Here is an 18174-nt window from a genome sequence, read left to right as displayed (position 1 = left end):
GAGAACGGAGACCGCCATGTCCGCCCGCAAGCCAAGCGCCGCCGAGATGACCGCGCTGCTGGCCTTCCACGCCACCGTCTCGGGCGCCTTCATCGTCGCCTATCTGACCGGCGACGAGGACAGCTACGGCATGCATGTTTTCTCCGGCTATGCCGTCCTTGCCGCCATCCTCCTGCGCGCCGGGGTCGGCCTGCTGGCTCCGGCGGGAAGCCCGCTGCGCCTGCCCCGGCCTTCCGCCAGGGCAGTGACGGCATGGCTCGGGCGGCTGTTCGCTGGCGATGCGAAGGCCCGGACGGACCGCAGCCCGCTGACCGCCTGGATGGCCGCCGCCCTTCTGGCCGGCGTCGGGCTGGCGGCGGCGAGCGGTGCCGTCGCCGATTTCTTCGTCACGGTGGAGCATCTGCACAAGGAGATCGGCGAGGCCTCCCTCCCGCTGATCCTGGCGCACATCGCCCTGGTCTTCGCGCTGCATGGCCTGAAGCGGCTGCCGCCCGGCCTCGCATCGCGCTGGACGGCATGGCGCTCAACCCCGACCAACCGGATGATCCCATGAAAACGATCCTTCTTCTCGCCGCCGCGGTGGCGTTCGGCACCGGCGTCGCGCTGGCGGCGTCGGGCGACGCCGAGCGTACCCGCATCCTCGACGGCTACGCCGCCCAGGCAAAAGCGCCCGACTTCACCGGCTTCTCGGCGGAGCGCGGGCAGGCGCTGTATCTCGGGCCCCATGCCGGCGGCACGGTGGCCGAAACCCCCGCCTGCGCCAGCTGCCACACCCGTGACCCGGCCGCGACCGGCCGCCATTACAAGACCGGCCGCGACATCCTGCCGATGGCGGTCTCCGCCAACCCCAAGCGCTTCACCGACCCCGCCGAGGTCGAAAAGCGGTTTGGGCGCGACTGCGTCAACGTCCTCGGCCGCGCCTGCACCGCGCGGGAGAAGGGCGATTTCATCACCTTTCTGTCGAACCGATAGGGAAGCAACCGATGCGTTCCGACCCAACATCCCGCAAGCTCGCCGCCTTCGCCGCCCTCACCCTGCTGGCCCTGAGCGCCGGACCGGCAACCGCCAGCGAGTTCGAGCGGGTGCCCCCCGTCACCGATGCCGCCACCCGGAAGGAATGCGGCGAGTGCCACATGGCCTTTCAGCCCGGCCTGCTGCCGGCGGCGTCCTGGAACCGCATCATGGACGGCCTTCAAAACCATTTCGGCGAGAATGCCAGCCTGCCGGCCGACACCGCCGCGGCCATCCGCAGCTATCTGACGCAGACAGCCGGAAGCGGCGACGGCCGCCTGATCCGCATCACCGAACAGCGCTGGTGGCTGCGCAAGCACGACTTAGACCCGTCGATCTGGAGCCGTAGGACGGTCGCCGCCAAAAGCAACTGCGAGGCCTGCCACCGCACCGCAGCGCAGGGCCTGTTCGAGGACGACTGACGCCAGTGAGCCTAAGTCCTGATTTGCGCCTGCTGGGAAGAGCCGCGACTGCTGTCATGCAGGCCCATTTCAGAATGCGTGCCGTTTTGTCGCAGATCGATAATAATATCATTAATGAATACGGAAGAAATCTTGGGAGATTCAAATATGGGAATTTACTTGCTTTTACAAAGCGCGAATACAAGTGTGTGAATCATCGGCGAAAGTAATTTAATTCTGTTCGTACGATTGAATTCCGATTTTTGCATTGATAGATACATGGGCTTTATTCATCATTGGTCCCGGCAATAAGCCAAACTCTTATCGGGAAAGGATAGTGCCATGAAGTACGTCAAGCCCTCGATCAAGTCGTCCAAGACTTCGTCCAGCCAGTGCGCCTAACGGTGAGGGAGGTCCCCGGCTCGTCCGGGGGCCTCTTTTCCAGCATGCTGGCACACCCCCCCACCGGCTGCCGCCACTGCATTGACGGTGCGAAAGCTCAGATTCACCTGACCTTTCGTTGCAATCTTTCCTGCGGGTTCTGCCCGGTTCCAGCCGAAAAATTCGGTCGGGACGTCATGGAACTGGCCGGAACGGAAATTGACCCGTCTTCCATGGAACGGTTGGTCGACGATGTCGCCGGCAGGTCCGAACTGCGTGGCGTGGCGATTTCCGGCGGAGAGGCGCTGCTGTTTCCGCAACGGCTCCTGGCCCTGGTTGGCGCCTTGCGGGCCGCCCGCGGTCCCGGCTTCCACATTCACCTCTATACCAACGGGGTTGCCTCTTCCCGCACCCTGTTGGAGGAGGCGGTGGCGGCCGGTGTGAACGAGTTCCGTGTGAACAACCAGTCGCCCCGCATCTTCGCGAAGTTCGCCGGATTGGCGGTCGAGGCGATCTGCGAGGTACCCTGCCTGCCTGGGACAGAATTTTCAGAACGCATGCGCCGGCTGATCGAGGCGATGCCCGGTATGGGGCTGCATCGGGTGAACCTGAACGAGGTGGAAGTCACCCGTGAAAACCGCGATTGGCTGGAAAAGCGGGGTTTTTCGCTGGCCGGCCACCGGATTGCCGGCTGTGCCGAGGCGGCGGCATCACTCGCCAGGCATGGCGGATATCACAATGTAAGCGTGTTTTATTGCGACCATGAGACGGCAGACCGCATCCGGATTGCCCGCAACCGTCTGACAAATGAGGCCAAGCCATGCCATCGCCCTATCGGCGGCTGAAGCTGTCGCTGACCGAGAGTTGCAATCTGAACTGCGGCCATTGTTATCTGGGCGACAAGCAGGGTGGACACGCTCCGGTCGACGGCATTTTCAAGCGCATCGCCGAGGCGGATGCGCTGGGCGTGGAGATTCTGGATCTTACCGGCGGCGAACCGACCACGCATCCCAAGTTCGTCTACATCATGGATGCCGCCGCGCGTGGCGGTTTCCAGCGGATCAACATTTCCACCAATGGCGTCATCCTGTCCCGTCCGCCGATCCTGGCTCGGCTGGCGGACACGCGCTTCCATTGCAACATCAGCCTCGATGGCGCCAGTGCCACCACCATCGACGCCATCCGCGGCTCCGGCACGCATGCCCGCCTGCGCCGGTCGCTGGCCGCGATGCAGGCGGCCGGCATTCGGTTCTCGCTGCGGTTCTGCATCAACCGGATCAATGCCGGCGAGGTGGGCGCCATGGTGGACTGGGCGGTTGAGATGAGCGCGTCCGCCGATTTTGAGCCGACCCAGATGGCCGGCAATGCGGGGGCGGACCTTCTGCTCGATCGTGACACCGCGCTGGAGACCGGCCGCTATCTGGACATGCGGACTCCGGATTTGCCGATCTCTCTCACGCATAGCCTGACCGTTTCAATACCGTGCGACGGGGCGCAGGACGACCTGCTGTCGATGAATGCGATGGGCCAGGCGGTATCATGCCTGATGATCGAACGCGATCGCGGCAGCAGGCTGCAGGCCCAATGGGATGTTCCTCTCGCCGTGGCATGGGGCGAGGCACTGGAGCGCAAGGCCAAGCTCGCGGCGTTTACGCTGGAGGAAGCCCGCTGCGGCGGCTGCAACTATCTTCACCTGTGCCGGTCCGGCTGCTGGGTAACGGCGCACGACCAAGGATGTCTGACGACATGACCACTCTTTTTCTCGACCGTTACGTCTATCGGGGCGACGCGGCGCTGCTGTTCGAGCCGGCCACGGGGCTCCGGCAGGCATTGGACCCCATAGCCGACGAGATGGTGCGTGAGCTGGTCGAAGGCGTCGGGGTGAGCGCAGTCGCCGCGCGCATGGCATCGACCTACGATGTTCCGGCCGCGGAGATCGAGGCCGACATCAACGACCTGCTGTGTCAGTTGAGGGAGGCCTCGGCTGACGGGACGAGCACCGGGACCGGTGGCCCCGATCCGGAAAAGGCGCTGGGCAAACCCCCGGCGGCTCCCTTCGCACTGGAACTGGAGCTGACCCGTCACTGCGATTGGGCCTGCAGCTTCTGCTACAACGTCTGGAAAGCGAAACGTCCGGGGCAGAAGCCGCCCGAGACCATCCACCTGCCCGCCGATCTGGCCTGCTCGGTCCTGGATTCGGCGGCCGGCATGACCGTGCTGCGTGTCCGGTACAGCGGCGGCGAACCGACCATGCACCCGGAGTTCGACCGTATTCTCACGCACGGCGCCGCCTTGGGGCTGTATCAGGTCCTGTTCACCAATGGACGCACGCTGAACCGGGAAACCGCGCGCCGGTGGAAGGACTGGAACGTGCGGGAGGTTATGCTTTCCCTCCACGGCAACGAGCCGAGCCATGATGCCCTGACCCTCCGGAAGGGAAGCTGGCGGCGCACGATGAACGCCATCGGAGCGGCCATCGACAATGGACTGGAGGTGGTCGTGGAGATGACCGTCACCAGCGGCAATGTCTCCGATGTCCTGGATGTCTTGAAGACCGTCAAGTCGATGGGCGGGCGGGAGTTCCGCCTGATGCGCTACGTTCCCACCGGGCGCCGGGACGAGGAACTCGCACCGCCGGAGGGGATCCTTGCCGATCTGATCGCGCAACTCGAGCAGGAGGACGAGGGCAGCCTGCCCAGGGTCCAGTTCCCCTGTTCCCCCCGCTTCTGTTTGAGCGAACCGCTTGCTCCCCTGACCGATTCTGATGTTCTGAAGCTCCGGGAAAAGTATCTGGTTCCGCATTGTGCCGCTGGGATCAATTGGGCTTCCGTTTCCCACGACGGCAAGCTGCGGATCTGCCCTCATTCCGACCGCTATCTGGGGGACCTGTCCCAGCCGGGGGCGTCCCTACCGGCATTGTGGCGGGACTCGGTGCAGCCATCCGCGGTGGCGGCCTTGGAACGGAACGAGCGCTCCTGTGGTTCGTGCCCCGCTCTGGCAATCTGCCGGGGCGGCTGTCATCTGGCGCAGTTCACCAGCACCGCCAAGACCCCCGCACGGTTTTGAGATGCTGTCCGTGCTGGAGGAATCCCGCCTTTTCCCATCCAAAATGACCTGAGCCGGATCGGCCGGAGGCGGTGTGGTCCGAAGCGTGCGGCCATGGCGGGCGCTGTCATCCGGCAGCATCGCCGTCGCAGGCATGGACCTGAGGGGCCGCAGTCATGGCCCTTACCGGTGAGCGTAGCCAGCACCTGCTCTCACCGGCATGAGCCTGCTTCAGAGGCGGCGCAGCCGCCCCAGCAGCGACGGGTTGTCCCAGGTCGGCTGCCGGTCCTCGATCACCACGCGGTGGGGCAGGGGGGCGTCGCTCTCCACCGCCACCTCGACCCAGCGCGGGACCAGCTCGTTGTTGACGTCGTCTAGAATGGCGACGGCCAGCGCCTCCAACCCGTCGCCAAAGCCGGCGAACTCCGCCAGATAGGCCACGACCGACGCCGGATCGGGCACCAGCAGGTCGGGCACCAGCCGCAGGGTCAGCCGCACCCCCGGCAGCGGTTCGCCGCGCAGCTCCACCAGGAAATCGTGGCGGGCGTCGGGGGAGGGGCGGGTGGACAGACGCTCCCGCCTCATGCCGACACCCCCAGACCGGCTTGGCCGGCGCGGGTCAGCTTCACCCAGCTGCGCGCGCCCGACTGGAAGGACAGGCCGCCGGTGTAGCCGACGGCCCGCACGCTGTCGGCGAAAATCTGGATCAGCTCGACCCGCAGCTCCGGCGGCAGGGCGGCATGGCTGCGCAGGATCAGGTCGAAATGGTTTGGCCGCACCAGACCGTCCAGCTGCATCGGCCCGAAGCGGCTGAGGTCGAGGTCGATGACGAAGCGGCTGCCGGGCTTCGACCGCTCGCCGCCGCCGCTTTCCTCATCCTCCTGCAACGGGTGGACATGCAGCCTGATCGGCTTCGGCCCGTTCGCGTCCATCAGCGGGATGGTGTAGCTGCGCCAGTCGCCTGGCAGCGGTTCCGCCGCCTCGCGGCGCAGCCCGTCGAAATCCTTCTCCAGCCGCTCCAGCAGGTCGCGCCGCCCCGCCTTGTCGAGGGCGGAGGCGGCATCGTCGCCCAGCCAGCCCTGCGCGTCGCCGCCGCGCATCGCAGACAGGAAGAAGCCCAGCGCCGCGGTCAGCTTGCGGTTCGGCTGCGGCATCGTCGCCAGCATCGCCTTGGCCGCCGCCGGATCGGCCGCTGCCAGAGTCGCCATCAGCTGCCGCATCGCCGGCCAGTCGCGCCCGTCCAGCGGCCCCGGCGGGCCGGGCAGGGTGGGGGCCGCCGCCTGGGTCGCGCGGGCGAGGTCGGCCAGCGCCGCCGTCACCGTGGCCCCTTGCGGCAGGCTGGCCGGAACGTTCAGCGCCAGCATGCCCTGCCTAGTTGCCAGGATCGGCTGGCCCTGCGGCGTGCTGCCGGCCACCGTGCCGCGCAGGATGGGGGTGTCGGGCGGCAGGGCCGGCTCGTCGGCCTGCGGCGTCGGCAGAGCGGCGGCCTGTCTGCCCGCCTGCTGGTTGCGCCCGTTGGCCTCCGGGTTGTTCGCCCCCGGATTGCCCGGCTGCTGGGGCTGTTGTGGCGGTGGGGTGATCGTCAGGATCTTCAGCGCGACCGTGGCGCCGCGCGGCAGGTCGGGTGGTTCGGGATTCCCGGCGGCTTCCCCCGGTGGGGTCGAGCCCGATGCGTTGGAGCCGGGCGGAGTGGGTGCCGCCGGCGTCTCGGCGCCGGGATGGGCCGCGTTGCCGCCGAGCTGGACCGGTGTGCCGAAGGTGGCGCTGCCGCTGCCCATGGTCGGGGGGGCGGGCGTGGAGGGTCCGCCCGTCGCCGCGGCAGGCGTCCCGGCGGCCGGAGCCTCCGGCTTCGCGACTCCCGTTGGGGTGGCGGGGGCCGGTGCCGTGGGAGCGGGCTGTGCCGGCGGCGCGGCGGCGGTCGGCAGCTTGGCGCCCGACCCGCCGGCCAGCACCAGCGCCGGCACGACGGTGCCCGGCAGCAGCGGCGGCAGATTGGTCGGGAGGGTGGTTGGCGTCGGGGTGGGCGGCAACAGGACGGCGGGTGTCGCGCCGCTGCCCACCGCCGGGGTCGGCGTCGCTCCGCCAGCCTGCCCGGCGTTCTGCGGCGTGGCCGGGCTCGCCAGCGACTGCAGCAGGATCAGCGCCGTCGGCTTGCCCGGCAGCGCCGTGGCCGGGGCGCCCGTCGGGGCCGTGCTGCCGGGGGTCAGCTGCACGGTGACCGGCTTGTCTGGCGGCAGTTCCACCGCGCTGTCGAGCAGCAGCTCGCCCACCGCGGTGCGCACGCGGGTCAGCCCCTCCGGCGTCTGGCCGGCGACGGTGCCGGTCAGCACCACCGGGCGGGTGACCTCCGGCAGCCGTTCGGGAAGCTGGACGACCGTGGCCTCGGCGGTGACGGGGGCGGGCGTGGCGGGGGCTGCCGCAGCGGTGGCGGCGGCCGGCGTGACCGACGGTGGGATCGCCCCGCCCATGCCCACCCGTCCCGGCCGGTTACCGGGCGCTGGCGAGCAGCCGCTGCACGATCGCTTCGACGTCGCGGGCTGCGTCGCTGGCGGGCGAGCGGGTCAGCAGCGGGGTCTGGTTGCGGATGGCGTCGCGCACCTTCAGGTCGCGGCGGATGATGCCCGCCAGCGCCGGCTTGTATTTCAGGAAGTTCTGGCAGGCCTTCAGGATGGTGCCGTAGGTCCGCTCGCCGTCCTTCACGCTCTGCGCCATGTTCACCACGATCCGCAGGTCGGCCGACGGGTTGGTCGCATGGGTCAGCTTGATGAAGGCATAGGCGTCGGTCAGCGAGGTCGGCTCGTCCGTCGTCACCACCAGCGTGATGCCGGCCGGACCCGACAGGGTGCGCACCGTGCGGTCGACGCCGGCGCCCATGTCCATCACCACCCGGTCATAGCTCCGCGCCAGCTCCAGCAGGTCGTTGCGCAAGGACGACAGGCGCTGGCTCGGCAGCTGCGCCAGCGTGCCCGAGCCCGAACGGCCGGCGATGATGTCGAAGCCGGTGTCGGCGAAGCGCTGCGCCGCCTTGGCCAGCGTCACCTCGCCGTTGATGACGGCGCCCAGGTCGTTCTTGGGCGAGAATCCCAGCTGGATGTCGACGTTGGCGAGTCCGAGATCGCCGTCGAACAGCAGGGTGTTCATGCCCGCCTTGGTCAGGGCGTGGCTGAGCGTGATCGAGAACCACGTCTTGCCGACGCCGCCCTTTCCACTGGCCACGGCGATGACGTTGGCGCCGCGCAGCGGGCGAACGTTCTTTAGGGCGGCCGGGAACACCGGATCGGTCATGGCAGGGTCCTCGACGAGGGGGAACTGGCGGCTTTAGCCTTGGTTGCGGGTTTTGCGGTTGCGGGTTTCGTCGGCTTGGCTGCCGCGGCGGCCCTGCGCGGTGGTGGCGGCGGCGGTGCCGGCTCGATCTCCGGTTCCTCGTCCTCCGGCTCATACCCCCGACCGAAGCTCGGCTTGCGCTCGGGGGTGCGATCCGGCTCGTGGTCCTGATGGCCCTCGTCGTCGTCCTCGTCCCAGCCTGTGCTCCGGGCGGAACGTCGCGGCGCCGATTCCTTGACGGCGGGCGCCTTCTCCTCGGCCGGGATCATCATGCGGGCGAGCGCCAGCGGGTTCAGCGCGGTCAGCCCCTCCGCCACCTTGGACGAGATGCTGGCGTCGCAGAAGGACAGCCGGGCCCGCGCGGCGATGGCAAGGACACTGCCCAGCCGGCGCGCAATGTCCAGCCGGGTGACCAGCATGCGCCGCACGCCCACCGCCTTGAAGGCCATCGCCATGTCGGCGGCCTCCAGCGCGTCGAGCCCGGCGGGCAGCACCAGGATCGGCTCCACCTCGCCGGCGGACAGCATGGCGCGCAGGTCCTGCATGTCCTCGGCGTCGAACGGGTTGCGCCCGGCGGTGTCGACCAGGACCAGATCGGTCCGGCGATGCACCTCGAAGGCGCCGGCCAGCGCGTCGGGATCCTCCACCGTCGCCAGCTTCAGCTTCATCAGCCGGGTGAAGGCGGCCAGCTGGTCCACGCCGCCGGCCCGCACCGTGTCGGTGGTGATGACGCCGACCGAGCATTTCCGGAAGACGGCGCGCGCCGCCAGCTTGGCCGCGACCAGCGTCTTGCCGGACCCCGGCGGGCCGACCAGCGCCAGCGGCTTCACCGGCGACCGGCCGTCGGGCAGCGGGTTGAAGGTGAAATAGGAATCGAGCGCCGAGCCCAGGGCCAGCCGCGGATCCTCGGTGTCCAGCCCGGAGGCCGCGTCGATCAGCTGTTCGGCCAGCGACGCCGGCACGCCGTGGCGTTGCAGGGCGTCGGCCACCACCTCGCCCACGTCGATCTCGGGTTCGACCGGCTTGGCCGGTGCCCTGCCGCGGCCGCCGCGCGCGGAACCGGATGCCGGGGCCGGCGGCAGGTCGTCCTCTTCCACCGCCGCCGTCACGCGCACGCCGCCGCCTTCCTCCTCGCGCGTGGCGACGATGATGGCGTCGTCGCCCAGCGACTGGCGCACCATCCGCATGGCGTCGGACATGGTCTTGGCGTGGAAGGACTTCAGCCGCATCGGCAGCGCCTTCCGTCAGCTAAGGGGGTGGGAACGCCGCGCGCCATCAGATCTGCCCCAGCGTCTTGATGCGGGCCTTCGGGTGGATCTCGTTCTGCGACATGACCACGGTCGCCGGCCGGAACCGCTCGACGATCGAGCGGACGAACGGACGGATCAGCGGGCTGGTCAACAGTACGGGACTCTCGCCCATCATGGCATGTCGCTCGAAGGTTTGGCGGACGGAGGTGATGAACTGTTGCAGGCGGGACGGGGCCATCGTCAGCTGCCGGTCGTCGCCGTCGCCCACCAGCGATTCCGCGAAGCCCTGCTCCCATTCGGGCGACAGGGTGACGAGCGGGATGAAGCCCATCTCGTTGGTGTTCGCGTCGCAGATCTGCCGGGCGAGGCGGGAGCGCACATGCTCGGTGATCTGGGTGATGCTGCGGGTCTGGCTGGTCGCTTCGGATACCCCTTCCAATATCGTGGGAAGATCCCGGATCGAAACCCGTTCGGCAAGGAGATTCTGCAACACCCGTTGCAGGCCGCCCACAGTGATCTGTCCGGGCACCACGTCGGCGATCAGCTTCTGGTGTTCCTTGTCGGTCTCGTCCAGCAGCTTCTGCGTCTCGGTGAAGGACAGCAGCTCCGGCATGTTGTCCTTGATCAGCTCGGTCAGGTGGGTGGTCACCACGGTCGACGGATCGACCACGGTGTAGCCCTTGAACAGAGCCTCCTCGCGGTATCCCGGCTCGATCCAGATGGCGGGCAGGCCGAAGGTCGGCTCCACCGTCTGCTCGCCGGGCAGGCTCATGGCGTCGCCGCGCGGGTCCATCACCAACAGCATGTTGGGCCGGATGTCGCCGCGCCCGGCCTCGATCTCCTTGATGCGGATGATGTAGGTGTTGGGCGGAAGCTGCAAATTGTCCTGGATGCGCACCGCCGGCATGACGAAGCCGACCTCGCCGGCGATCTGCCGGCGCAGCCCCTTGATCTGGTCGGTCAGCCGGTGGCTGCCGGCCTGGGGCTGGTTGATCAGCGACAGCAGGCCGTAGCCCAGCTCCAGCCGGATCAGGTCGATGGCGAGCGCCGTGGCGATCGGCTCGTCCGGTGCCGGACCGGCGCCCGGCATGCCGCCGCCGCCCGCCCCGGCCGCCGCAGCTTCCTCCGCCGCCGCGGCCTCTTCCGCCTCCTTCTTGGCGCGCAGGCGCGGCATGTACCAGGCGGCGAAGCCCACCGCGCCGATGACCGGGGCCAGCGTCAGGATCGGCATGCCCGGCAGCAGGGCCAGCACGCCGACGGCGCCGGCCGACAGCGCCAGCGCTTGGCTGTGGCCGGTCAGCTGGCCGATCACCGCCTTGTCGGTGGAGCCGCCCATGCCGGCCTTCGACACCAGGAAGCCGGCGGAGATCGAGATCACCAGCGCCGGGATCTGCGACACCAGGCCGTCGCCGATGGTCAGCTTGGTGAAGGTGTCCAGCGCCGTCATCACCGGCATGTCGTGGCGCAGCACCGCGATGGTCACGCCGCCGATGATGTTGATGAACATGATCATCAGGCCGGCGACCGCGTCGCCCTTCACGAACTTTGACGCACCGTCCATCGAGCCGAAGAAGGCGCTTTCGTCCTCCAGCTCCTTGCGCCGCGCCCGCGCCGTGCTTTCCTCGATCATGCCGGCCGACAGGTCGGCGTCGATGGCCATCTGCTTGCCGGGCATGGCGTCGAGGGTAAAGCGCGCCGCCACTTCGGCGATGCGGCCCGAACCGGCGGTGATGACCTTGAAGTTCACGATGGTCAGGATGGCGTAGATGATCACGCCGATGACGAAATCGCCGCCCATGACGAGGCTGGCGAAGGCCTCGATCACATGGCCGGCGGCCGACGTCCCCTCATGCCCCTGCGTCAGGATCAGGCGCGTCGAGGCCATGTTCAGCGACAGGCGCAGCAGCGTGGTGATCAGCAGGATCGTCGGGTATGACGACAGCTGGAGCGGCTTCTCGATGAACAGCACCACCATCAGGATCAGGATGGAGATGGTGACGTTCAGCCCCAGCATCATGTCGAGCATGACGGCGGGCAGCGGCATGATCAGCCCGACCACGACGATCAGGATGCCGATGGCCATCGCCACGTCGCCGCGCTTCAGCGACGCCTTGGTGACCGCCCACATCTCGCCGAAGGCGGCCATGTTGCCGGGACCGCCGCCCCCGCCGCCGCCATTATGCTCCGTCAGCGCCATGGATGCTCCCGCCGCTCAAGGTCCCGGTCCCGGACGGGAATCAGGCCGTCGCCCGTTCGTCGTTGCCCGGGGTCGGCACGCTGCGGCCCTCGTCGCCATACTGCTTCAGCTTGTTGCGGAGCGTGCGGATCGAGATGCCCAGGATGTTGGCGGCGTGGGTGCGGTTGCCCAGGCAGTGGGTCAGCGTCTCCAGGATCAGGTCGCGCTCGACGTCGGCCACCGTGCGGCCGATCAGCGCCGCCAGACCGGCGCCGCTGGTGCCCGCGTTGGCGGCAGCCGCGGCGCTGCTGTTGGCGGCCATGCCGTAGGGGCCGGGCTTGCCGCCCTTGGGCGGGCCGTAGCTGGTCGGCAGCCCGCCCGGCTGGGCCGGCGGGGCCGGCTGGCTCGGGGCGGCGGCCGGAACCGTGCCGCCGGGGCCGGCGAACGGGTTGGCGACCGGCGAATCCGACGGGATGGAGGCCTGGGCGCTGCCTTCCGGGGCCAGCATCTTGCTGGTCAGCATGATCGCTTCCGGTCCGACCTCTTCGCCGCGCGACAGCAGGACGGCGCGGTGCATGGTGTTTTCCAGCTCGCGCACGTTGCCGCGCCAGTGATGCGTCTTCAGCATCAGCATGGCGTCCTCGGTCAGGCGCTTGTCGCCCAGACCGTTGGCCTCAGCATACTTCTTCAGGAAATGCTCGGCGATCATCGGGATGTCGGCCGGGCGTTCGCGCAAGCTGGGGATCGCCACGCTGAACACGTTCAGGCGGAAATACAGATCCTCGCGGAAATTGCCGGAGCGGACCTCCGCCTCCAGATTGCGGTTGGAGGTGGCGATCAGGCGGACATTGACCTTCACCGGCTGGCTGGAGCCGATGCGGTCGATCTCCTTCTCCTGGATGGCGCGCAGCAGCTTGGCCTGGAGCCTGGGGTGCATCTCCGACAGCTCGTCCAGCAGCAGGGTGCCGTTGTTCGCTTCCTCGAACTTGCCGAGCCGCCGGGCGACGGCGCCGGTGAAGGCGCCCTTCTCGTGGCCGAACAGCTCCGATTCCAGCAAATTCTCCGGGATCGCGGCGCAGTTCACCGCGACGAACGGCTCGCCGGAGCGCCGGCTCTTGCGGTGGATGAAGCGGGCCATCAGCTCCTTGCCGGTGCCGCTCTCGCCGGTGATCATCACCGAGGCGTCGCTGGGCGCCACCTGCTCGGCCAACCGCAGTGTCGCCAGCATCGCCGGGTCGCTGCACACGATGGAGTGGCTTTCCTCGGCCACCGCCTCCAGCACCGCGGCGATCAGCTCGGCATTGGGCGGCAGCGGCAGATACTCCTTGGCGCCGGCGCGGATGGCGCGCACGGCGGCGGCCGCATCGGTGCCGATGCCGCAGGCGACCACCGGGATGGTGATGCGCTCCGACTTCAGGCTGTCGATGAAGGTCGCGATGTCCAGCTTGACGTCGATCATCACCAGATCGGCACCGGCGGCGGCACGCAAGGCGGTCAGCGCCCCTTCGATGCTGTCGGTGTGCGACACCTTGGCCCCCCGCTTCATGGCGATCTTGCCGGCGGCGGTGATGTAGCCTTCCAACGTTCCAACGATCAGCAGACGCATAGCCTTACGCTCCCACTCTCGGGGCTTCCCGGTCGAAATACTGGATCCGCTTTCCAGGCGGCAGGACGGCGTTCAGGAGCATCTCCAGACGCCGCGGATTCTCCTGGCGCGCGATGGACACGGCGCCGATGGTATAGAGGGTCTTGACCAGCGCGTCCTCCTCCGCCGCCCGCTCCACCTTGGCGGCGAGCGGGGACAGGACGACGTTGCCGAGCACGGCCCCGTAGAAGGTCGTCAGCAGAGCCAGAGCCATCGCCGGGCCGATGGCCGACGGGTCGCTCAGGCTGCCCAGCATCTGCACCAGCCCGACCAGCGTGCCGATCAGGCCCATGGCGGGCGCCACTTCCGAGGCGCGGCGCAGCACGCCGGCGCTCTTGCCGTGGCCGCCGGCGGTCGCCTCGACCTCGCCGGTCAGCATCCGCTCGATGGCGTCGGGCGGCAGCCCCTCGGTGATCAGGGTGACGCTGCGGTGCAGGAAGGGTTCGGCGCGCAGTTCCGGCAGGACGTTGCGCAGGGTCTCCGGCCCGGCCCTGCGGGCGGCCTCGGCCAGCAGCAGGACCTGCCGCGCCACGCCCTTGGGGTCGAGCGTCTGGTGGACCAGCACCGCCGCGGCGTTCTTCCAGGCCACCGCCACGTCGCCCAGCGAGAAGGAGGCGGTGGTGACCGCCAGCGTCCCGCCCAGCACGATCAGCAGCGACGGCGGATCGAGGAAGGCACGCGCCGACCCGCCGGTGGTGATGGCGATCAGGATCACCCCGGCCGCCGCCGCCAGCCCGACCAGCGTCGCCACGTCCAGCCCGCCGCGCAGCCGCACGCTCCGCCCCGGCGCGGTCGCGCCGGTGGGATTGCCTGCCGCCGCCGGCTCGCCCTGCGCCGCGGCACGGGTGCCGCCGCCGGAGGCGGCCTTGGCGCGGGCGCCGCCGGTGTCGGACGACACCGCCATCAGCCGCGGTCCGACTTGATGATTTCCGTCATGGTCACGCCCAGCCGGTCTTCCACCACCACCACCTCGCCGCGGGCGACCAGACGGTTGTTGACGTAGATGTCGATGGCCTCGCCGACCTTGCGGTCCAGCTCCACCACGGCGCCGCGGCCCAGCTTCAGCAGCTGCGCCACCTGCATGGTCGATTTGCCCAGCACCGCGGAAATCTGGACGGGGATGTCGTACACCGCCTCCAGATCCTTGGTGATTCCGGGGCTGGCATAGTCGTCGCCATCGCCGCCGTGCAGATCGTTCAGCGAGAAATTGTCGCTCGGCATGTCGGTCTCGGACCTCCCTCATTCCGGTCACCCCTTAGACGGGGGCCGGAGCCTCCAGCATGTGCGCCGCGCGGCGTTCGATTTCGTCCAGCAGCTGGGCGGTGTCCCGCTCCACGCCGCCCTCGGCCCATTCGATGCGGCAGCCGCCGGGAGCGACCGACGGATCGCCGATCACCATCAGCTTCGCTCCGAAGCCGCGCGACCCGACCGTCTCGTCGAGATGGTCGCGCACCAGCCCCATCGTGTCCTCCGCCACCCGGATGACCAGCCGCGGCTCGTCGATCAGGTCGGTCAGGCAGGCGCGGACCATTCCCTCCACCTCGACCATGCCGCCGCGCCGCGCCCATTCGGGCAACAGCTTGCGGACGATGGCGAGCGCCAGATGGACCGGCTGTTCGCTGCGCGCGGCGTTGCCCGCCTCGTGCGCCGCCAGCAGACGGGCCACCCCGTCGGCGATCTGGGAGAGCGCGTTGGCGATGCGGGCGTTCACCGTCGCCTCGATCTCCGTCTTGCCGCGCTCGTACCCGGTGTTCTGGCCGGCGGCCATGCCGTCGGTGAATCCCTTGCCATAGCCCGCGGCGGTCCCTTCCGACTTGCCGGCGGCCATGCCCTCGTCATAGCCCTGGGCGCGGGCGGCGGCCAACTCCGCCTCGCCGAAGGTCGGGGCCGGCGGCGGTTCCGGTTCCGGCTCGGGCGCCGGCATGGCCGACAGCTCGTCCTCGGGCAGCAGGTCGTCGTCCTCCACATGGGTCATGCGGGGGACGGCGTCCACGTCGAAGGACTCGTCGAAGAGGAATTTGCGCACGCTCATCGCCGCGATCCCCCTGCGGACAAGGTGGCCTCAAGCGGTGTGGGTTTGGAGGCCGGCATCGCTCAGCTCTCCTGATACAGCCAGTTGCGCAGGATGGAGACCGCCTCTTCCGGATGCTTGTCGACGATCTCGCCGACCTTGCGCAGGGAGGACGCACGGACGCGGCCTTCCACCCGGTTGATGTCGATCATCTGCTCCAGCTCCTCGTCGGCCTGCGCCGCCTCCAGCGCCAGATCCTGGGCCAGCGCGCCGGTGGGGGCGGCGAGCGCGGCCGGCATGCCGGCCTGATCGCTCAGCAGGCGGTCCATCTCGTCCTCCTCCTGCATCTCCGCCTTCTCGAAGGCGCGGGAGATCAGCGGGCGGATGACCAGCAGGATGATGAGGACGGCGACGATGCCCAGGACCACCATCTCCGCGATGCGGAACAGGTCGTCCTTGGTCATGCCCATGAACAGCTCTTCCGGCTTCTGGATGTCGTCCTCGGGCGACCAGAAGCGCATGTTGATCACCTCCAGCGAGTCGCCGCGCACGGCGTCCAGCCCGACGGCGGACCGCACCAGCGCCTTGATGCTCTCGATCTCCTGCTCGCTGCGCGGCTGGTAGGCCGGCGGTGCGTCCTTGGAGAGCTGGTAGGTGCCGTCCACCAGCACGGCCACCGACAGGCGGCGGACCTGACCGGCCTCGCGGACATGCGACTTGGTGGTCTTGGTGATCTCGTAGTTGATCGTCTCTTCGGCGCGGTTCGACTTGTTCGAGGACAGCGGGCTGGCGCTGCTGCTCGCCTGCGCCGTCGGCAGGTTCTGGTCCACCGTGACCGGAGCCAGCGGGTCGCGGTCGCTGCTCTCGTTCGATTCGTTGACGGTCTGGGTCGAGCGGACGACCTGGCTTTCCGGATCGAAGATTTCCGACTGGGTGGTGATGCGGTCGAAGTCGAGGTCGGCGGACACCTCCGCCCGGACCTTGCCGTAGCCCAGCGTGCGGCCCAGCAGATCCTCGACGGTGCGGGCCAGCCGGCCCTCATAGGCCTGCTTCTTCTCGTCCGCGTTGGCCGCCATCGCCTCGGCGCTGTCGTTGCCGGTGCCGCGGGCCAGCAGCTTGCCCTTGTCGTCGACGATGGAGATGCGGCCGGGGTCGAGGTTCGGCACCGAGGCGGCGATCAGCTGCTGGATCGCCTGGATGTTCTCGCGGCTCAGCTGGGCGCCGGGGCGCAGCTTCAGGAAGACGCTGGCGGTCGCCGGGTTCTGCTGGCGGGCGAACAGCTCGCGCTTGGGCAGCACCAGATGGACGCGGGCCTGCTGCACGCCGTTCAGCGTCTGCACCGTGCGCGCCATCTCGCCTTCCAGCGCGCGCAGGTGGTTGATGTTCTGCATGAAGCTGGTGGCGCCGAAGCCTTCGCCCTTGTCGAACAGCTCGTAGCCGACCGAACCGCCGGACGGCAGGCCCTGGGCCGCCATGCGCATGCGCATCGGCCCGACCTGATCGGCCGGGACCATGATCTTGGTGCCGGACTTGTCGACGGTGTAGGGGACCTTGGCCTCGTCCAGCTTCTTGGCGATGGCCGCCGCTTCCGTCTGCTGGAGTTCGGAATAGAGAAGCTCCATCTCCGGCGTGGAGAGCCGGGTGGTCAGATAGACGAAGAATCCGATCAGCAAGAGCCCGACGCCGCCGATCGCCGCGAGGCGGGCGGGCCCGAGATTGCGCAAGGTCTGCAGCAGGTTGTTCACGCGCGGTCCCCGATCGGAAGTCTTTCCGGCATGGTCTCCACACAGTCTCCGTTCGCGGTTGCGAGACGGTTTCTGCAAGTTCCGCGCCGGGCTTGCCTACGTTGGGGCATGCTGCGGCGTCTTGATGAAGAGAGGGTTAATCGGCGGCAGTTTTTGCCGGGCGCCCGGCAAAATATGCCTAGTGCCCCGCAAATGTTGCAGCCCTGCGACCGCGGCGCCACAGCGGGTTCCGCAACCTTGGGTCACAATGCCGCAGTCAAACCTCGGCATGGGCGGCACGACACCGATTGCGCGACTTTCGGTAAAATCATACCGCTCAATACGCGAGAAGAGTGCGGTCCTATGACCAACAGGCCGATTCCCGCGAACAGGCGCCTGCCCAAAAGAGGTATCTGGTCCAGCCAAGGTTGACATCGGCGGCACCCGATCATAGCTGAGTTGCATTCCATGCCCGAAATCGGCCGATTCGTCTTCCCGGCGAGGTGTTTCCAGGCTCGGCCGCCGGAAGCGGTGCTTCAAGGCGGGCGCCAACCGGCTTCACGGCCGGCGGGTGCCGACCGGCCTTCGGGCCGGCGGGTGCTGACCGGCCTCACGGCCGGCAGCGGGAAGAATCGGCTGCCGGGACCAGGACAGGATCGAAGGGGAAGAGCTATGAAACGGCGTGGCCGCGAAAAGAAGGAAGGCCTGAACGAGGTCGATGTGTTCGTCGGCCAGCGCCTGCGGGAACTGCGCATGCTCGCAGGGCTCAGCCAGAGCGACGTCGCCTCGGCGCTGGGGCTGACCTTCCAGCAATTGCAGAAGTACGAGCGCGGCTTCAACCGCGTGTCCTCCAGCCGCCTGTTCAAGCTGGGGCAGTTCTTCCGTGTCCCCGTCTCCGTCTTCTTCGAAGGGCTGGAGAATCGCCAGCCGGCGGCCGAGGGCGGCGAGGTTCCGGCGGCGGGCGGCGGCGAGGAGCAGGAGAACACCCTGCAATCGCGCGAGGCGCTGATGCTGGCCCGCTATTTTCAGAGCATCCGCGATCCGCAGATCCGGGCCGCCATCCGCGAACTGGCCGAGCGCTGCGCCGAGCAGCAGGCCGACGGCGGTGCGGCTGCCGGCGGCACGGCGTCCAGCGGGGCGTCGGCGTCCAGGCGCGGCCGTGGCCGCCGGGCGGAGCAGGGCGGCCACGCCTGAGGCCCGTTGCCG

General features: G+C 68.7%; 17 protein-coding genes. 7 read left to right on the top strand and 10 right to left on the bottom strand.

The features are described 5' to 3' along the window. Nucleotides 1-16 precede the first annotated feature (16 nt). The 6 genes from ABNQ39_RS20220 to ABNQ39_RS20195 all read left to right on the top strand — a co-directional run bounded on the left by ABNQ39_RS20220 (nt 17) and on the right by ABNQ39_RS20195 (nt 4859). The gene (locus tag ABNQ39_RS20220; protein WP_376960035.1) at nt 17-553 is read left to right on the top strand and encodes a hypothetical protein; all 537 of its coding nucleotides are present in this window, start codon (nt 17-19) and stop codon (nt 551-553) included. After that, nucleotides 550-972, top strand: coding sequence for a DUF1924 domain-containing protein (locus tag ABNQ39_RS20215; RefSeq protein ID WP_376960034.1), 423 nt, complete (start codon nt 550-552; stop codon nt 970-972). Before ABNQ39_RS20220 ends, ABNQ39_RS20215 begins: the two co-directional genes overlap by 4 nt. 11 nt (nt 973-983) lie before the next feature. After that, a complete protein-coding gene (locus ABNQ39_RS20210; RefSeq protein WP_376960033.1) occupies nt 984-1433 on the top strand; it encodes a diheme cytochrome c in 450 nt (149 codons plus the stop codon). Between the two features lie 425 nt (nt 1434-1858). Then, the gene (locus ABNQ39_RS20205) at nt 1859-2638 is read left to right on the top strand and encodes a radical SAM protein (RefSeq protein ID WP_376960032.1); all 780 of its coding nucleotides are present in this window, start codon (nt 1859-1861) and stop codon (nt 2636-2638) included. After that, nucleotides 2614-3543, top strand: a complete 930-nt coding sequence (locus ABNQ39_RS20200; protein ID WP_376960031.1) for a radical SAM protein — start codon at nt 2614-2616, stop codon at nt 3541-3543. Before ABNQ39_RS20205 ends, ABNQ39_RS20200 begins: the two co-directional genes overlap by 25 nt. Continuing rightward, nucleotides 3540-4859 carry a radical SAM protein gene (locus ABNQ39_RS20195; RefSeq protein ID WP_376960030.1) on the top strand — a complete coding sequence of 440 codons (1320 nt, stop codon included), beginning with the start codon at nt 3540-3542 and terminating at the stop codon, nt 4857-4859. Before ABNQ39_RS20200 ends, ABNQ39_RS20195 begins: the two co-directional genes overlap by 4 nt. Before the next feature lie 210 nt (nt 4860-5069). On the opposite strand, the gene ABNQ39_RS20190 is transcribed toward ABNQ39_RS20195, so the two are convergent. The 10 genes from ABNQ39_RS20190 to fliF form a co-directional block, all read right to left on the bottom strand. After that, the gene (locus ABNQ39_RS20190) at nt 5070-5423 is read right to left on the bottom strand and encodes a hypothetical protein (protein ID WP_376960029.1); all 354 of its coding nucleotides are present in this window, start codon (nt 5421-5423) and stop codon (nt 5070-5072) included. Then, nucleotides 5420-7306, bottom strand: coding sequence for a hypothetical protein (locus ABNQ39_RS20185; protein ID WP_376960028.1), 1887 nt, complete (start codon nt 7304-7306; stop codon nt 5420-5422). The genes ABNQ39_RS20190 and ABNQ39_RS20185 overlap by 4 nt, the downstream gene beginning before the upstream one ends. Nucleotides 7307-7325: 19 nt before the next feature. Further along, on the bottom strand, nt 7326-8123 hold the full coding sequence (locus ABNQ39_RS20180; RefSeq protein ID WP_098737810.1) for a MinD/ParA family protein: 798 nt from the start codon (nt 8121-8123) through the stop codon (nt 7326-7328). Then, nucleotides 8120-9391: a GTPase gene (locus ABNQ39_RS20175; protein WP_376960027.1), complete on the bottom strand. Its 1272-nt coding sequence runs from the start codon at nt 9389-9391 to the stop codon at nt 8120-8122. The genes ABNQ39_RS20180 and ABNQ39_RS20175 overlap by 4 nt, the downstream gene beginning before the upstream one ends. Nucleotides 9392-9437: 46 nt before the next feature. Next, nucleotides 9438-11609 (bottom strand): flagellar biosynthesis protein FlhA, encoded by a 2172-nt coding sequence (gene flhA / locus ABNQ39_RS20170; RefSeq protein ID WP_376960026.1) that lies wholly within the window; start codon nt 11607-11609, stop codon nt 9438-9440. Nucleotides 11610-11649: 40 nt separating this feature from the next. Next, nucleotides 11650-13194 (bottom strand): sigma-54-dependent transcriptional regulator, encoded by a 1545-nt coding sequence (locus ABNQ39_RS20165; RefSeq protein ID WP_376960025.1) that lies wholly within the window; start codon nt 13192-13194, stop codon nt 11650-11652. A gap of 4 nt (nt 13195-13198) precedes the next feature. Beyond that, nucleotides 13199-14137 carry a motility protein A gene (locus tag ABNQ39_RS20160; protein ID WP_376960024.1) on the bottom strand — a complete coding sequence of 313 codons (939 nt, stop codon included), beginning with the start codon at nt 14135-14137 and terminating at the stop codon, nt 13199-13201. Further along, nucleotides 14137-14454 carry a flagellar motor switch protein FliN gene (fliN, locus tag ABNQ39_RS20155; RefSeq protein WP_098737805.1) on the bottom strand — a complete coding sequence of 106 codons (318 nt, stop codon included), beginning with the start codon at nt 14452-14454 and terminating at the stop codon, nt 14137-14139. The genes ABNQ39_RS20160 and fliN overlap by 1 nt, the downstream gene beginning before the upstream one ends. A gap of 34 nt (nt 14455-14488) precedes the next feature. Continuing rightward, nucleotides 14489-15265, bottom strand: a complete 777-nt coding sequence (locus tag ABNQ39_RS20150; RefSeq protein WP_376960023.1) for a FliH/SctL family protein — start codon at nt 15263-15265, stop codon at nt 14489-14491. A gap of 62 nt (nt 15266-15327) precedes the next feature. Next, nucleotides 15328-16989: a flagellar basal-body MS-ring/collar protein FliF gene (gene fliF, locus ABNQ39_RS20145; RefSeq protein WP_376960022.1), complete on the bottom strand. Its 1662-nt coding sequence runs from the start codon at nt 16987-16989 to the stop codon at nt 15328-15330. A gap of 651 nt (nt 16990-17640) precedes the next feature. On the opposite strand from fliF, the gene ABNQ39_RS20140 reads away from it, so the two are divergent. After that, nucleotides 17641-18162: a helix-turn-helix domain-containing protein gene (locus ABNQ39_RS20140; protein WP_376960021.1), complete on the top strand. Its 522-nt coding sequence runs from the start codon at nt 17641-17643 to the stop codon at nt 18160-18162. The last annotated feature ends 12 nt before the right edge of the window (nt 18163-18174 follow it).

Source organism: Azospirillum sp. A26 (assembly GCF_042604635.1).
Classification (GTDB): Bacteria; Pseudomonadota; Alphaproteobacteria; order Azospirillales; family Azospirillaceae; genus Azospirillum; species Azospirillum palustre.
This window is presented reverse-complemented; position numbering and strand designations above follow the sequence as displayed.

What these genes read in the sequence shown, in the direction of transcription:
- ABNQ39_RS20195 (WP_376960030.1), top strand. Translation starts at nt 3,540, where the DNA reads ATGACCACTCTTTTTCTCGACCGTTACGTCTATCGGGGCGACGCGGCG.
- ABNQ39_RS20220 (WP_376960035.1), top strand. Translation starts at nt 17, where the DNA reads ATGTCCGCCCGCAAGCCAAGCGCCGCCGAGATGACCGCGCTGCTGGCC.
- ABNQ39_RS20165 (WP_376960025.1), bottom strand. Translation starts at nt 13,194, where the DNA reads ATGCGTCTGCTGATCGTTGGAACGTTGGAAGGCTACATCACCGCCGCC.
- ABNQ39_RS20175 (WP_376960027.1), bottom strand. Translation starts at nt 9,391, where the DNA reads ATGCGGCTGAAGTCCTTCCACGCCAAGACCATGTCCGACGCCATGCGG.
- ABNQ39_RS20185 (WP_376960028.1), bottom strand. Translation starts at nt 7,306, where the DNA reads ATGGGCGGGGCGATCCCACCGTCGGTCACGCCGGCCGCCGCCACCGCT.
- ABNQ39_RS20200 (WP_376960031.1), top strand. Translation starts at nt 2,614, where the DNA reads ATGCCATCGCCCTATCGGCGGCTGAAGCTGTCGCTGACCGAGAGTTGC.
- ABNQ39_RS20210 (WP_376960033.1), top strand. Translation starts at nt 984, where the DNA reads ATGCGTTCCGACCCAACATCCCGCAAGCTCGCCGCCTTCGCCGCCCTC.
- ABNQ39_RS20150 (WP_376960023.1), bottom strand. Translation starts at nt 15,265, where the DNA reads ATGAGCGTGCGCAAATTCCTCTTCGACGAGTCCTTCGACGTGGACGCC.
- ABNQ39_RS20180 (WP_098737810.1), bottom strand. Translation starts at nt 8,123, where the DNA reads ATGACCGATCCGGTGTTCCCGGCCGCCCTAAAGAACGTTCGCCCGCTG.
- flhA (WP_376960026.1), bottom strand. Translation starts at nt 11,609, where the DNA reads ATGGCGCTGACGGAGCATAATGGCGGCGGCGGGGGCGGCGGTCCCGGC.
- ABNQ39_RS20205 (WP_376960032.1), top strand. Translation starts at nt 1,859, where the DNA reads ATGCTGGCACACCCCCCCACCGGCTGCCGCCACTGCATTGACGGTGCG.
- fliN (WP_098737805.1), bottom strand. Translation starts at nt 14,454, where the DNA reads ATGCCGAGCGACAATTTCTCGCTGAACGATCTGCACGGCGGCGATGGC.
- ABNQ39_RS20215 (WP_376960034.1), top strand. Translation starts at nt 550, where the DNA reads ATGAAAACGATCCTTCTTCTCGCCGCCGCGGTGGCGTTCGGCACCGGC.
- ABNQ39_RS20160 (WP_376960024.1), bottom strand. Translation starts at nt 14,137, where the DNA reads ATGGCGGTGTCGTCCGACACCGGCGGCGCCCGCGCCAAGGCCGCCTCC.
- ABNQ39_RS20190 (WP_376960029.1), bottom strand. Translation starts at nt 5,423, where the DNA reads ATGAGGCGGGAGCGTCTGTCCACCCGCCCCTCCCCCGACGCCCGCCAC.
- ABNQ39_RS20140 (WP_376960021.1), top strand. Translation starts at nt 17,641, where the DNA reads ATGAAACGGCGTGGCCGCGAAAAGAAGGAAGGCCTGAACGAGGTCGAT.